General features: G+C 68.8%; 12 protein-coding genes. 3 read left to right on the forward strand and 9 right to left on the reverse strand.

Translation table 11 applies throughout. From position 1 onward, the window contains the following. Window positions 1-8: 8 nt before the first annotated feature. The 3 genes from PYV00_RS22785 to PYV00_RS22795 are packed head-to-tail and all read right to left on the reverse strand — an operon-like array spanning window position 9 to window position 4,552. Window positions 9-1,697 carry an MFS transporter gene (locus PYV00_RS22785; RefSeq protein WP_275230627.1) on the reverse strand — a complete coding sequence of 563 codons (1,689 nt, stop codon included), beginning with the start codon at window positions 1,695-1,697 and terminating at the stop codon, window positions 9-11. 48 nt (window positions 1,698-1,745) lie between these two features. Next, window positions 1,746-2,855: an amidohydrolase family protein gene (locus PYV00_RS22790; RefSeq protein WP_275230628.1), complete on the reverse strand. Its 1,110-nt coding sequence runs from the start codon at window positions 2,853-2,855 to the stop codon at window positions 1,746-1,748. Window positions 2,856-2,899: 44 nt separating this feature from the next. Further along, window positions 2,900-4,552, reverse strand: a complete 1,653-nt coding sequence (locus tag PYV00_RS22795) for an N-acyl-D-amino-acid deacylase family protein (protein WP_275230629.1) — start codon at window positions 4,550-4,552, stop codon at window positions 2,900-2,902. 243 nt (window positions 4,553-4,795) lie between these two features. On the opposite strand from PYV00_RS22795, the gene PYV00_RS22800 reads away from it, so the two are divergent. Both PYV00_RS22800 and PYV00_RS22805 read left to right on the forward strand, forming a co-directional pair. Beyond that, window positions 4,796-5,641, forward strand: a complete 846-nt coding sequence (locus PYV00_RS22800; protein ID WP_275230630.1) for an IclR family transcriptional regulator — start codon at window positions 4,796-4,798, stop codon at window positions 5,639-5,641. Window positions 5,642-5,758: 117 nt separating this feature from the next. Next, window positions 5,759-6,457, forward strand: a complete 699-nt coding sequence (locus PYV00_RS22805; protein WP_275230631.1) for an SDR family oxidoreductase — start codon at window positions 5,759-5,761, stop codon at window positions 6,455-6,457. Window positions 6,458-6,524: 67 nt separating this feature from the next. Here PYV00_RS22805 and PYV00_RS22810 read toward each other — a convergent pair whose 3' ends face one another. From PYV00_RS22810 to PYV00_RS22835, 6 genes are read right to left on the reverse strand one after another with little or no spacing between them, the layout of a single operon-like run. Then, window positions 6,525-7,400 carry a MaoC/PaaZ C-terminal domain-containing protein gene (locus PYV00_RS22810; protein ID WP_275230632.1) on the reverse strand — a complete coding sequence of 292 codons (876 nt, stop codon included), beginning with the start codon at window positions 7,398-7,400 and terminating at the stop codon, window positions 6,525-6,527. Window positions 7,401-7,410: 10 nt separating this feature from the next. Further along, window positions 7,411-8,199 carry an enoyl-CoA hydratase-related protein gene (locus tag PYV00_RS22815; RefSeq protein ID WP_275230633.1) on the reverse strand — a complete coding sequence of 263 codons (789 nt, stop codon included), beginning with the start codon at window positions 8,197-8,199 and terminating at the stop codon, window positions 7,411-7,413. Beyond that, entirely contained in the window at window positions 8,196-8,657 is a 462-nt protein-coding gene (locus PYV00_RS22820; RefSeq protein WP_275230634.1) for a Zn-ribbon domain-containing OB-fold protein, read from the reverse strand. The genes PYV00_RS22815 and PYV00_RS22820 overlap by 4 nt, the downstream gene beginning before the upstream one ends. Window positions 8,658-8,659: 2 nt before the next feature. After that, window positions 8,660-9,832: a thiolase C-terminal domain-containing protein gene (locus PYV00_RS22825; RefSeq protein WP_275230635.1), complete on the reverse strand. Its 1,173-nt coding sequence runs from the start codon at window positions 9,830-9,832 to the stop codon at window positions 8,660-8,662. Beyond that, complete coding sequence (locus tag PYV00_RS22830; protein WP_275230636.1) at window positions 9,829-10,983, reverse strand: acyl-CoA dehydrogenase family protein; 1,155 nt, start codon at window positions 10,981-10,983, stop codon at window positions 9,829-9,831. Before PYV00_RS22830 ends, PYV00_RS22825 begins: the two co-directional genes overlap by 4 nt. Before the next feature lie 41 nt (window positions 10,984-11,024). Next, the gene (locus PYV00_RS22835; RefSeq protein WP_275230637.1) at window positions 11,025-12,692 is read right to left on the reverse strand and encodes an AMP-binding protein; all 1,668 of its coding nucleotides are present in this window, start codon (window positions 12,690-12,692) and stop codon (window positions 11,025-11,027) included. 166 nt (window positions 12,693-12,858) lie between these two features. On the opposite strand from PYV00_RS22835, the gene PYV00_RS22840 reads away from it, so the two are divergent. After that, window positions 12,859-13,995: an NADH:flavin oxidoreductase gene (locus PYV00_RS22840; protein ID WP_275230638.1), complete on the forward strand. Its 1,137-nt coding sequence runs from the start codon at window positions 12,859-12,861 to the stop codon at window positions 13,993-13,995. Window positions 13,996-14,001 lie beyond the last annotated feature (6 nt).

The following is a 14,001-nucleotide window of genomic DNA, read 5'->3' on the forward strand; positions in this document are numbered from 1 at the left end:
GCGCGGCTTCAGCCCCTGGCGGCGGTTTCGTCGCGCGAGGATGGGTGGGAACCGAGCGCGTCAGCACTCGTCGTGGCGTGGCGCGGTGCTGATGGCTGGCGGCGGACGAAGCGGCGCACGCGCGGCGGCTCGTCGCCCGCGTGCAGGGCCCGCACGCGCGCTTCGGCCTGCTGGTCGGCCGTGGTCGCGCGGCCGCGATAGTGCAGGTATTCGCTCCAGCGAGGGCTGTCGAACCGCTCCACCCAGCGGCGGGGATCGGCCAGATCCTGCTGGAGCGCCCAGCGCCGCGCGCCGTCGCGGCGGCGGATATGCTCGCGCTCGGCCATGGCTTCGAGAAAGGCGTCGACCCGTTCGGGCGGGATCTCGTAGTCGATCATCACCGTCACCGGGCCGCTGTCCGGCGCGATCGACACGCGCACCGGCGGATCGGCCGACGCGCCGGCGCTGTGCGTCTCGGCATCGACCGCGACCGTGATCGGCCATCGCAGGCCGAGCAGCAGCGTTGCCAGCATGGCCGCGCCCGCCGCCGCCAGCGCCCAGCGCAGCCCGGCCGCGTCGGCCACCGCGCCCCAGAACCAGGCGCCCGTCGCCAGCCCGCCGAACAGCGCCATCTGGTAGGCAGCGAATGCCCGGCCCATGACCCAGCGCGGCGTCGCGGCGTGCACGGCGACGTTCATCGTCGCCAGCGCCGTCACCCAGGCCGCGCCCGCGACCAGCATCAGCGCCAGCGCGGGCAGGAGCGCGGCGATGCCCGCGGCCAGCAGCGATGCCGCGCCGAACCCCAGGGTGCCCAGGCGGACGATCGCCTCGACGGTGAGGCGGTGGCGGATGCGCGGGGCGAAAGCGCCGCTCGTCACCGAGCCGAGGCCGAAGGCGCCGAGCAGCAGGCCATAGACCACCGGGCCGCCGCCGATCAGATCGCGCGCGATCAGCGGCATCAGGCCCCAGACCGCGCCCGCGCAAAGCCCGAAGGCGGCGGCGCGCGGCAGGACGGCGCGCAGCGACGGCGATGCGGCGGCATATTGCACGCCGGAGCGGATGGCGGTGGCGAAATGCTGGCGATGAACGCCCGCCTCGCTGCGCGGGCGCTGGCGCAGCAGCAGCGCGACAAGCCCCAGGTAAGACGCGGCATTGACGAGAAAGCCGAGAGCCGGGCCGCCGAGCGAAACCACGACGCCGCCCAGCGCCGGCCCGGCGCTGCGGGCGACTTGCGAGCTGATGGTGGACAGGGTGACTGCCGCCGCGCGGTCGGCCGGCGGCACATGCTTGCCGATCGAGGCTTGCCAGGCGGGCTGGTGCAGCGCGGTGCCGATGCCGAGCAGGAAAGTCGCGCCCAGCAGCAGCCAGGGCGTGACCCAGCCTTGCCCGTGCAGCACGACCAGCGCCGCCGAGACGGCCGCCATGAAGAGCTGCGCGCAAAGCATCACCCGCCGCGCGTCGAACACGTCGGCCGCCGCGCCGGTCGCCAGCGAGAACAGCATCAGCGGCAGGAGCGTGGCGGTCTGCACCAGCGCGATCATGCCCGGCGCATGGGTGAGCGAGGTCATCAGCCAGGACGCGCTTACCGACTGGATCACCGCGCCCAGGCTGGCGATCAGGTTGGCGGCCAGCAGCGCGCCGAACAGGCGGTTGCGCAGCGGCGCGAGCAGCGGCGCGGGACCGCCGCTCGCCGCGATGGGGGCAGCCTCGTCGATCATGGGAAAAAGGCGGGCGCGGGCGGCGATGCGCCCGCGCCCTGATGGTCCCTAGAGGAAACGCTGCGCGTTACCGACCAGCAGCGCCTGCTTCTGCGCGGCGGTCAGCTCGTCGCGCGTCTCGATCGCCTGGATGCCGTTGGCGGCGGCTTCCTCGGCGATCGGGTGCGGCCAGTCGGAACAGATCACGATCGATTCCGGCGCGGCGGCCATGGCTTCGGCGATCATCGTGTCTTCGGGAAAGGCGGCCAGCACGCACTGGCGGCGGAAGTATTCGCTGGGCTTCATCTTCAGCTCGCGCTCGGACAGGGACTGGTCCTTGTAGATATTGGTGCCCATGCCGAAGTTCTGGTCCATCAGCGCGAGCCAGCCGGGCAGCCAGTGGACATGCGCCTCGGCCGCGCCCACGCGCAGGTTTGGATACTTGGCCAGCGTGCCGCCCAGGATCATGTCGGCGAAGGCGAGCTGCGCCTCGAGCACGTGGGTGCACAGATAGAGCATCGGCCAGTTCGCGCGATAGCGATGGATGCCGATCGCGTTGGACGGGCAGCCGGCGGTCGTCTCGTGGAACAGCACGGTGATGCCCAGTTCGTCGGCGGCCTGCCACATGGGATCGTATTCCAGCGCGCTCCACGGCACGTCGTTGGGCGGGGTGGGGGTCAGCACCGCCAGGTTCAGCCCCGCGTGCTTGTGCGCCCAGCGCATTTCCTCGGCCGCCGCTTCGGGGTGGTTGGCGGGCAGCAGCATCGTGCCCTTCAGGCGGCGGCGGTCGGTCGCGGTGAATTCGCTGATATAGCGGTTGTAGGCGCGGGCGAAGGCGGCGGCGAGATCGGCATCGCGCACCGAGTTGGGAAAACCGGCAAGGCCGAGCGTGGGATAGATCACTTGCACGTCGGCACCGCCCTTGCCGTCCATGTAGCCGAGCCGGCTGACCGGATCGTTGCCGCTGCGATCGACTTTCGCGTCCTCGGCATAGATCTTGGCATAGCCGCCGTGGCCGGGCGCGGTGGGGAACAGCTTCTCGTCAAGGTTCAGCATCAGCTTGCCGTCCTTTTCGATCCATTCGGGCGCGCGGTCGCGGAACTTGGGGTCGATATAGTCCTTCCAGACCGAGATCGGTTCGTAGAGGTGGGTGTCGAAATCAATGTAGCCGGTGGTCATGGGTCTTCTCCTTGGACGTATGTTCTCTTGTGCAAAAACGGGGGTCAGGGGCGCAGCAGGCGGCCCGCGCGAGTGCCTTCGATGTTCTGGCCGTCGCGGCGGATGAAGGCGCCGTTCACCATCACGTGGTCGATCCCCCTGGGCCGCTTGATCAGGCGATCGGCGCCGGCCGGGAAATCGAACACGCGGGTGCTGGGCGTCTCGCCGACGGTGGCGGCATCGAACACGCAGATGTCGGCGAAATGGCCGGGCTTGATCGTGCCGCGCCGGGCGATGCCGAAGACCTTGGCGGGATGGCCGGTCAGCCGCCAGACCGCTTTCTCGATCGGGAAATCGCCCCGTTCGCGCACGAAGCTGCCCAGCAGGTGGAGCGGGAAGGAGCTGTCGCAAAGCTGGTTGGCATGGGCACCGCCATCGCCCAGCCCCAGGATCGTCGAATCGCGATCGAGCAGGCGGGCGACCTCGTCCTGATCGTAGTTGAACATGATCAGCTTGAAGCGCGTGGCGAAATCATCGTCACGGGCGATCTCGAACATGGCCTGCAGCGGCGATCCCGCTCCCGCGATCTCGGCGATCGTCATGCCTTGCAGCTCCGGATGCGCGGTGCTTTCGGCCACGCTCATGCGGTCCCAGCGGATCTGGTAGGTCAGGCCGGCGATGTTCTCCTCGACTTGCCGGCGCGCCTCGTGCTGCCAGGCGGGGTCGCCCAGCCTGGCGATGCGCTCGGCGCGCGGCAGCCCGGAGATCGCGCCGAACGCGGGGACCGAGTTCAGCACATAGGGATAGTCGAGCGTGAACTGGCTGACGATCGGCAGGCAGCCCATCTGCGCCCACAAGTCCGCGCCCTCGGCCCGCTGCCGGTCGGTCCTTTCGGAATATTCCCAGTGCTTGCCGCCATCGACGCCCTGGTGGAGCGAGCACCATGTCACCGGGCGGCCGGTGTCGCGCGCCAGCTTGCCCAGATCCTCGATCGAGAGGCCGGGGCCCGAGACCCCCTGGATCACGCCCGCGCGCGCGCTGCCGAGCACGTCGCCCAGCTTGAGGATCTCGTCGGTGGTGGCCATCCGGCTCGGCACCGGCTGGCCGCTCGATCCGACATGCGCGGGCGACTTCGAGGTGGAAAAGCCCCAGGCGCCATCGGCCATCGCCGCATCGAGTTGGGCGCGCATCGCGCGCACCTCGTCATCGCTCGCCTCGCGCTGGGGGTCGTCCATCCCATAGAGGCGCAACGCGGTGTGGCCCACGAAGGCGCCGATGTTCAGCGCCGGGCCGCGCTTTTCGATGGCGCCGAGATATTCGCCGAAGCTTTCGAACTCCCACGAAATCCCCTCATGCAGCGCGTCGACCGACATCGCCTCGACATTGCCGAGGATCTCGATGCAGGTTTCGCGCCGCGAAGGGCGCATCGGCGCGATGGTGAAGCCGCAATTGCCCACGATCGCCGTGGTCACGCCGAACCAGCTCGAAGGCGTCAGTTCCGGGTCCCACAGGATCTGCGGATCGTAATGCGTGTGGATGTCGATGAAGCCGGGCGAGACGATCCGGCCGGTGCAATCGACCACTTCGGCGGCGCTGGCGCCGGACAGGTCGCCGATGGCGGTGATCTGGTCGTTCTGGATGCCGATATCCTCGGTACGGCCGGGCGTCCCGGTCCCGTCGACGAGCGTGCCCCTGCTCAGGATCGTATCGAAAGTCATCTCCACCTCGCGTTGTTGCGCATCCCGGCGTTGCGGGCGGAGGGGCGCGCCATGGCGCGTCCTGGTTCTCTCTCCCGAACGTCATTCTATTGTTGAGTGCATACTCAACAATAAATGAGTAGGTTGTCAATAAGGAATTTTGCCCGCGCGGGCGCGCGGCGTGATTGATATTGGAATGGCATTCGGAATAATGGCGCGTCGCACGGGCCGCGCGGGGCGTGGCAGCGATCGGAGATTCGTCGAATGAGCACGGCCGGAGAGACGAAAGGCGTGACGCGCAACGCCGCGCGGGAACCGCGCAAGGCCAGGGCCGCGACAGTGGCGGATGCTCGGCGAGTCGAGGTCAAGACGCTGGTCAAGCCGGTGAGCAACGCGATCAATATCCTGCGCTTCCTCGCCGCCGAGGGCCGGCCGGCGACGAGCACGCAGATCGCCCGTCACCTGGGGATCAATGCCAGCACCTGCTTCAACATCCTGCGCACGCTGGCGCATGAAGGGATGGTGAGCTTCGACAATGTCGCCAAGACTTATGGCATCGGGCTGGAACTGGGCAAGCTGGCCGGCACCGCGCTGCAGCAGGGCGAGCGGCTGAGCGCGGCGCGGCCCTTGCTGCACGATTTCGCGGAGGAATTCGGCGTGACGATGGCGCTGTGGCGGCGCGTGGGCAGCGACCGCATGGTGCTGACCATCGTCGAGCACAGTTCCAGCGCGCTCAGCATCGTGATGCGCGAGGGGCAGCGCCTGCCCGTGCTGCTGGGATCGAGCGGCCGGGTGGTGGCGACGCACCTTGGCCTGACCAAGCGGCAAGTGCAGAAAGAGTTCAAGTCGCTGCGCTGGGCCAGCCCGCTGAGCTTCGAGACCTTCTGGGAAGAGGCCGAGCGCGCGACCGAAGTGGGCTGGGCGACAGACCGGGGCAATTTCGCCGCCGGCATCCAGACCGTTGCCGCCCCGGTCTATGAGCCGGGCGGCCGGATCGCCTTCACCGCCGTCGCCTTCATGTTCCTGGGCCAGTACGGCGACGACAAGATCGTGCGCATGGGTGAGAGCCTGACCGCGCTGGGACGCGAGCTGTCGCGGACCATCTACTGAGATAAGGTTTCTGATATAAAATTTTGTTCTCCATAAAGAACAACGCTGGTGTTGGCGATCGGGCCGCGCTAGGCTGGTCGCCTGCCCTGAAGAGGCAGCGAGCACAGCGAGGGGATCATGCCGACAACCATCGTCACCGGAGCAAGCCGCGGGATCGGCACGGTGATCTGCGATTATCTGGCCCGGCGCGGCCACCATGTGATCGGGCTGGCGCGCGGCCGGCCTGAGGGCTTCGCCGGCAGCTTCTATGCCGCCGACCTGACCGACGAGGCGGAAACCGCCGATACCCTGGCCCGCATCCTGGCCGAGCACGAGGTCGACAACCTCGTCAACAATGCCGGCAAGGCCGATCGCAAGGCGATCGAGGATATCTCGCTGGCCGGCGCGCGCGACATGATGGAACTCAACGTCATGGCGACGATCCAGTGCACGCAGGCCGTGGTCGCGGGAATGAAGCGGCGCGGCGCCGGGCGCATCGTCAACATGGCGAGCCGGGCCCTGCTGGGGCGCGAGCGCACGGCGGTCTACGCGGCGAGCAAGGCGGCGGTCGAAGCGCTCACCCGGTCATGGGCGCTGGAACTGGGCGGTCATGGCATCACGGTCAACGCCGTGGCGCCCGGCGTGATCGATTCGGCGATGTTCCGCCAGAACAACCCGGCCGATTCGCCCGAGACGGCAAAGCTGCTGGACCGCATACCGCTGCACCGCACCGGCCAGCCGGCCGAGGTCGCGGCGGCGGTCGCCTATTTCCTCTCGCCCGATGCGGGGTACACCACGGGGCAGACGCTTTTCGTCTGCGGCGGCTGGAGCGTCTGACCGGCAGGTTCCCTGATCCGCCTATCGGCCGCATGGAGAGCGGGGCTGGTGTCGCAACGAAATGCGCCTATCCGCGCGTTTCCAGACGCTCCCGCCAGGCCGCCCAGCCGTTATCCAGTGCGATCCGGCCGCTGTCGAGATTGATGACCTGGAAGGCGCGCTCGTCGCCCTGGTCCCAGATCGCGCAGCGCAGCGTCTCGCCCGGCAGCACCGGCGCCGAATAGCGCGCTTCGAGCCGCGTCAGCGCGCCGCCGCCGACGGCATAGGCGGCCCGGCCGAACGTGGCGAGGCCGTGCAGCACCGGCCGGCGGAAACCGGCGGCGGCGGCCACTTGCGGGTCGATGTGCAGGGGATTGAGATCGCCCGACAGGCGGAAGATCAGCGCGGCCTCGCGCCGCGTCGGGATCGTGACGAGGCGGTCGGGCGCACGGCCGGGCACGGGCCGCGCGGCGATCGGCGCCAGGTCGTCGCCACCGAAGCCGCCTTCGCCCCGGCAGAAGAACACTTGCCGCACGGTGGCCAGATGATCGCCGCTTGCCGCATCATGCAAGTGGCGCACCGCATGGACCAGCGCGCCGCGCCCGGCGCCGCTGTCGTCCAGCCCCTTGTCCACGATCCCCTCGACCGTCAGCACGCTGGCGATCGTCGCCGCGACCGGCAGTGGACGGTGGACCGCCAGCGCCTGCGCGCCGTTGACGATCCGCCGCCAGTCGAGCCCGTAGACCGGATCGGCCAGCCACAGTGAAGGATAGGCCAGCGTCGTCGCCATTGCCGGCAGGGCCTCGAGCCGCTCCTCGTAGACATGGCGCAGGGCCTCGGGGTCGGTCGCGCTTTCGCCCATCCCGACGCCGACGCCCAGCGCATAGAGGATCGTGTCGCGCCAGTCGTAAGCCTGGCGCGTCTCGATCCGCGCGGCGCGCACCCGATCGGGCGCGAAACCCATCCGCCGCGGCCTATTTGCGGAACTGGTTGAAGTCCGGCGCGCGCTTTTCCATGAAAGCGGTGGCGCCCTCGGTCATTTCCGGGCCGCCGGCGAGGCGCAACATGCCCTGCTTGGCATGTTCCATCGTCGGCGTGAGCGAGTCCCACCAGACGTTCGAGCAGATCTTGGTGATCTCGATATAGGAGGGCGACTTGGCCAGGATCTCCTCGGCCCAGCGCTGCACTTCGGCCTTCAGCTCGCTGTGCGGCACCACCTTGTTGATCCAGCCCAGATCGTAGGCTTGCTGCGCGGTATACTGGCGGCACAACATGCAGACCTCGCGCGCGCGCTTCTCGCCGATCGACATCGCCAGCAGGTTGTTGCCGCCGAAGATCGGCGATGAGCCGATCTTGGGGCCGGTCTGCCCGAACTTGGCGTGCTCGGACGCGATGGCAAGGTCCGAACAGATGACGATCTCGTTGCCGCCGCCGATCGCATAGCCGTTCACCGCCGCGATGATCGGCTGCGGCACCTTGCGCATCGTCTGGAACAGCTCCTGCGAGATGTTGTAGAGCTTGCGCGCCTGGCCGATGTCGAAATCCTGCAGATCGGCCAGATAGCCGCCCGCGCAGAACGACTTGTCGCCGGCCCCGGTCAGCACGATCACGCCGATCGTCGGGTCATAGCCGATCTCTTCCACCGCATCGCGTAGCGCGCCGAACGTCTCGTAATCGAAGGCGTTGAAGCGGTCCTCGCGGTTGAAGGTGATCCAGGCGATGTGGTCTTTCTTTTCGACCAGGATCTGTTCGCTGCTGTTCATGGCTCTCTCTCCGTCAGATGATGGGTGTCCGCCGCGCAAAAGCGCGGAACCTGTGTGCCGTCGGCCGTGCGGCGCCAGACCAGCGCCAGCGACATGCCGATACGGATTTCGGCGATCGGGGTATCGACGATGTTCGTCACCAGCCGCGCGCCGTCCGCGTCGGGCAGTTCGACCACGGCGGGCACGAAGGGGATATGCCCCTCCATCCCCGGCAGGCCGGCGCGGCGCACCACGGTGAAGGCGTAAAGCGTGCCGCGCCCCGACAGCGTGACCCAGTCGAGCGCCTGCGAACGGCAGGCCGGGCAGAACGGCGTGGGCGGCAGGCGAAACGTGCCGCAGGCGCCGCAGCGCGGCACCGCCAGCCGGCCTTGCGCCGCCGCTTCCCAGAACGGCGCGGTCCAGCGGTCGGTCTCCAGCCGGAACAGGTCGGTCGGCGGGGCGAGCGCGATCTCGGGCACGGTCATCTCCTCAGGATCAGGCCGCTGACCGGCAGGGTGGAAGGGCCGCCCGTGACCAGCGCCACTTCGGCGCCGGCCACCTGGTTCGCGGCGGTGCCGCGCAATTGCTCCACCGCCTCGCGGATATGGGTCATGCCCCAGATATAGCCGCCGGAAAGCTGGCCGCCGTCGGTGTTGATCGGCAGCGTGCCATCCACCGCGATCGCGCCGCTGGCCGCGAAGGGCCCGCCTTCGCCTTTGGCGCAAAAGCCATAGTCCTCGATCTGCATGATCACTTGCGAGGTGAAGTGATCGTAGAACTGGGCGATGTCGATGTCCTCCGGGCCGATGCCCGCCATGGCATAGAGCCGGCGCGCGATCGCGGCATTGCCTGATGAGGCGAAGGTCTCGTCCGGCATGTTCATCCAGTAGAGCGAGCGGCCCCATTCGCGCGCGCCGCCGTGGGTTCCGGCCATGACGTGGATCGGCCGGTGGCGCAGATCGCGCGCGCGCTCCGCACTGGTGACGACGGCGGCGATGGCGCCATCGTTCTCCAGGCAGAAATCGAACAGGCAATGCGGCTCGGCGATCATCGGCGCGGCGAAATAGTCCTCGCGCGTCAGCGGCCTGTGCATCGTCGCGTGCGGCGTGGCGAGGGCGTTGGCGCGCGCGTTGAGCGCGACGGCGGCCAGGTGCTCGCGCGTGGTGCCGTAGAGGTGCATGTGCCGGCTGGCGAGCAGCGCGAACAGGTGCCCCGGCCCGATCAGCCCGGCCGAGGCGAAGAACGCGGTCTCCGGCGTCGCGGCATAGGAGGCGGTGATCGCACCGAAGCGCTGGCCGATCTGCTGCAGCCCGCCGACGCAGATCACCGTCCGCGCCGCGCCGCTGACGATGGCCGAGGCTGCCAGCCCCACCGCGCCGGCCGATCCGCCGCCCGCGCCGGTGATCGAGGCGGTGAAGGTCACTTCCGGGATGCCCAGCGTCTCCATCAGCAGGCCGGTGTCGAAACCGCCCGAATAGAAGGCGAAACCATCGATATCCGCGATGCGCAGGCCCGCATCGTCGATCGCGGCGATGATCGCGGCGCCGACCAGCTCGATCATCGTGCGCGGCGCGGACTGGCCCCGGCGATAATAGGGCGTCGCCCCGATGCCGACGATCGCGGTCCGGTCGCGCAGCGGGTGGAAGCCGCTCATGCCAGCAGATCGCGCGCGATGATCATGCGCTGCACTTCGGACGCGCCTTCGTAGATGCGCATCCCCCGGACCTCGCGGTAGAGTTGCTCGACCATGTAGCCCTTGGTGATGCCGCGCCCGCCGAACAGCTGCACGGCCGCATCGACCACGCGCTGGGCCGCCTCGCTGCCGACCAGCTTGGCCATCGAGGCTTCGCGCGAGCAGCGCCCGCCGGTCACGTCCTTGGCCCAGGCGGCGCGGTAGACGGCCAGCGCGGCGGTCTCGGTATCGGTCGCCATGTCGGCGATGCGCGCCTGCACGCCTTCGAGCCGCGCCATCGGCTTGCCGAACAGCACGCGCTGGCGCACATGGCCCAGCGCTTCGTCGAGCGCGCGGCGCGCGACGCCGACGCCGGCGGCGCCCACCGAGGGGCGGAAGATGTCGAACACCGCCATGGCCGCCTTGAAGCCTTGCCCCGGCGCGCCGATCAGGGCATCGGCCGGCACCCGGCAGCCATCGAACCGCAGGCTGCCCAGCGGATGGGGGGCGATCAGGTCGATCGGCTCGCCGACTTCGAGCCCCGGCGTCCCGGCGTCGAGCATGAAGGCGGAAAGGCCGCGCGCGCCCGGTTCCTCGCCAGTGCGGGCAATGACGATGTAGTGATCGGCGATCCCCGCATTGGTGATCAGCGTCTTGGCCCCGTCGATCACGAAATGGTCGCCTTCCCGGCGGGCGGTGGTGGCCAGGGCGGCGACGTCCGATCCCGCTTCCGGCTCGGTCAGCGCCAGCGCGGCGATGCTTTCGCCCGCGCGGCAGCGATCGAGATAGCGCTGCTGCTGCGCCGCCGTCCCCGCCAGCCACAGCGCGGCGGTGCCGATGCCCTGCATGGTGAACATCGTATCGGCCAGCAGATCGTGATAGCCGAAGAATTCGCGCACCAGGCACAGCGCCCGCACGTCGATCCGCCGCGCGCCCGAGGCATCGGCACGGGGCACGACGATATCGAGCAGGCCGCTGCCGGCGATCCAGCGCAGGCTTTCGCGCGAGCGGCGCGCGACCTCCTCGGCTCCCCGCGGTTCGGGGTGCGCGGGCGGCGGCAAGGCCGCCAGCCGTTCGCCAAGCGCGCGGTGACGCGCGTCGAAGAACGGCAGGTCCGATAGTGTCCAGCCCAAGGTTTCCGTCTCCCGATCGGTCTCTTGTGGTATCGTGCGGTTCAGGCCGTGACGGGCGGCTTGCGTTCCCCGGCCAGCATCACCCCGGCGGCGACGCGGTCCCAGGTGGCGGGCGTGATCCCGGCTTCGCGCAACTCGTTCTTCTTGACCTTTTCCGACGGCGTCTGCGGCAGCCGGTCATAGACCTCGACATAGCGCGGCACCATGAAGCCGGGCATCCGCTTTTCGCACCAGCGGATCAGATCCTCGATATCGAGCTGGGCGTCCTCGACCAGGACGACGCAGGCCTTCACTTCGTCCTCGCCCGCCGCCTGGTCGGCGCGCACGCCGATCACCGCGCATTCGGCGATCGCGGCATGGCCGCGCACCACCGCCTCGACCTCGAAGGCCGAGATGTTCTCGCCGCGCCGGCGCAGCGCGTCCTTCACCCGGCCGACGAAATAGTACCAGCCGTCCTCGTCGCGCTTCAGCGAATCGCCGGTGTGGAACCACAAGTCGCGCCAGGCCTCGACCGTCTTTTCGGCCATGCCGATATAGCCCATCGCCATGATGCCATCGGCCTTGTTGCGCACCAGCAGCTCGCCCGGCTTGCCCGGTTCGACATCGCGGCCGGTATCCGGGTCGATCAGGCGGACGTCGAACCACTGGGCATTGAGCACGCCCGAGGCGCCGGCCGGGCGCGGCACGCCGCGCGGTGTCATGAACGGCATCGAGATCTCGGTCTGGCCGAAGCCGTCGACGAAATCGACCGGCCCGAAGCGTGCGACGAAGCGATCGCCCAGATCGGGCGAGAGCGGCGCGGCATAGATCGCGCGCAGGCGATGATCGCGCTCGCCTTCCGCTTCGGGCTGGGCAAGGATGAAGGCCATCGTCGCGCCGAGCAGGTTGGTCACGGTCGCGCCCGATCGCCGGGCGCGGCCGATGAAGTCGGTGGCGCTGAAACGGGGGTAGAGCACGCAATGCGCGCCGACGATCAGGCAGGGATAGACGGTAAGGAACTGGGCATTGCCATGAAACAGCGGAAAGCCGGTCATGTAGACATCCTCGCCGGTCAGCCCCAGGATCTGGATGTCCTCCTCGGCGAAGAAGTAGAATTGCGAATGCGGCATCATCACGCCCTTGGAGGGCCCCGTCGTGCCCGAGGTGAGCAGCACCGCGCCCAGATCGCGCGGGCTGACGGCGATACCGGGATTGCTGTCGTTCGCGCTGTAAAGATCGGCGAAGCGGCTGGTGGTGATCCGCGCGAAGCTCGGCGCCGGCAGATCCGCGCCGGCAATGACGATGATGTGCTCCACCGTGGGGATGGCCGCCTCGATCTCGGCGAGCAGGGGCAGCAGTTCGGGCGTGGTCACCACCATGCGCGCGCCGGCCAGGTTGATCGGATGTTCCAGGAACGCGCCCTTGTACATGTCGCAGATCGCCACCTCGACCGCGCCGAGCTTGGCCAGCGCGAACCAGGCGAGCACGTATTCGACGCAATTGGGCAGGAACAGGCCGACCAGATCGCCCTTGCCGATGCCCAATGCCGCCAGGCCATGCGCGATGCGGTTCACTTCGCGGTTGGTCTCGGCAAAGCTGCGCGGCGTGCCCGCGTCGGTCCACGAGAGGAAGGGGTGGTCCGGGATCGTGCGCGCCTGGTGCTCCAGCACGGTGGGCAGGGCCCATTGCTCTGGCGGGAAGCGCGTCTGATAGTCCGGGTAAGTGATCATGGTTCCTCTCGCCTTGCGTCATGACGGGCCCGTTTCGCGCTCCGCCTGATGCTGTTTCACAATTCTTTATACAGAAGTCAATTCCTGACATGGAATGAAGTTGCCTGATCCGGTCACTCGCGATAACCCGTGAGTCGAGGATGAACGACGAAAGGAGAACCGATCGATGGGAGCCGCCAGTGCACCGCCAGAGCCGAATCAGGCGCTGCTCTTCGCCGCCTTTCCCTTCGGCCGGACGCAGTTGCGCAACCGGCTGGTGATGGCGCCGATGACGCGGCGCCATTCGCCCGGCGGCGTGCCCGGCGCCGATGTCGCCGCCTATTACGCGCGGCGCGCGCGCGGCGGCATCGGCCTGATCGTCACCGAAGGCACGACGATCGACCACCCCGCCGCCAATGGCTATCCCGACGTGCCGCGCCTTTACGGTGCCGATGCGCTGGCCGGCTGGGCGCGCGTGGTCGAGGCGGTCCATGCCGAAGGCGCGGCGATCATTCCCCAGCTCTGGCATGTCGGCAATGTGCGCCGGTGCGGGATCGAGCCCGATCCCGCGGTGCCCGGCATGGGCCCGGTCGACATCGTCGAGCAGGGCGAAACGGTGGTCAGGGGCATGACCGAGGACGATATCGCCGCCGTGGTCGATGCCTATGCCCGCGCCGCGCTCGACGCCTGGAGCGTGGGCTTCGACGGAATCGAGATCCATGGCGCCCATGGCTACCTGCTCGACAGCTTCATCTGGACCAAGACCAATACCCGCGCCGATCGCTATGGCGGCCCGGTGGAGAACCGGGTGCGCTTCGCGGTCGAGACGGTGGCCGCGATCCGCCGCGCGGTCGGCCCGGACTTTCCCATCGTCTTCCGCTTCTCGCAATGGAAGTCGGGCGCCTATGACGCGCGGATCGCCGATACGCCCGAGGAACTGGGCGCGATCCTGCGCCCGCTGGCGCAGGCCGGCGTCGATATCTTCCACGCCAGCACGCGACGTTTCTGGGAGCCCGCCTTTGCCGGCTCCGGCCTGACGCTGGCCGCCTGGGCGCAGCGGCTCACCGGCAAGCCGGCGATCCTGGTCGGCAGCGTCGGGCTCGATCGCATCCATGAGACGCGGGCCTTGCGCAATGCCGAGAACACCACTGTCGCCACCGCCGGGATCGACCGCCTGCTGGAGATCGTCGCCGATCAGCGGATCGCGCTTGTCGCGCTGGGCCGGGCGCTGCTGGCCGACGCCGAATGGGCCAACAAGGTGGCGGCCGGCCGGCAAGATGCCATACGCGGGCTGGTGCCCGCCGATCTCGAAGTTCTGACCTGAAGGAAA

Origin of the sequence: Novosphingobium album (ex Liu et al. 2023) (assembly GCF_029076845.1) — a bacterium.
Lineage (GTDB): Bacteria > Pseudomonadota > Alphaproteobacteria > Sphingomonadales > Sphingomonadaceae > Novosphingobium.

Excerpts from the sequence above, each read along its gene's own strand:
- PYV00_RS22840 (WP_275230638.1), top strand. The coding sequence starts at position 12,859 with ATGGGAGCCGCCAGTGCACCGCCAGAGCCGAATCAGGCGCTGCTCTTC.
- PYV00_RS22805 (WP_275230631.1), top strand. The coding sequence starts at position 5,759 with ATGCCGACAACCATCGTCACCGGAGCAAGCCGCGGGATCGGCACGGTG.
- PYV00_RS22795 (WP_275230629.1), bottom strand. The coding sequence starts at position 4,552 with ATGACTTTCGATACGATCCTGAGCAGGGGCACGCTCGTCGACGGGACC.
- PYV00_RS22810 (WP_275230632.1), bottom strand. The coding sequence starts at position 7,400 with ATGGGTTTCGCGCCCGATCGGGTGCGCGCCGCGCGGATCGAGACGCGC.
- PYV00_RS22835 (WP_275230637.1), bottom strand. The coding sequence starts at position 12,692 with ATGATCACTTACCCGGACTATCAGACGCGCTTCCCGCCAGAGCAATGG.
- PYV00_RS22790 (WP_275230628.1), bottom strand. The coding sequence starts at position 2,855 with ATGACCACCGGCTACATTGATTTCGACACCCACCTCTACGAACCGATC.
- PYV00_RS22825 (WP_275230635.1), bottom strand. The coding sequence starts at position 9,832 with ATGAGCGGCTTCCACCCGCTGCGCGACCGGACCGCGATCGTCGGCATC.
- PYV00_RS22785 (WP_275230627.1), bottom strand. The coding sequence starts at position 1,697 with ATGATCGACGAGGCTGCCCCCATCGCGGCGAGCGGCGGTCCCGCGCCG.
- PYV00_RS22815 (WP_275230633.1), bottom strand. The coding sequence starts at position 8,199 with ATGAACAGCAGCGAACAGATCCTGGTCGAAAAGAAAGACCACATCGCC.
- PYV00_RS22800 (WP_275230630.1), top strand. The coding sequence starts at position 4,796 with ATGAGCACGGCCGGAGAGACGAAAGGCGTGACGCGCAACGCCGCGCGG.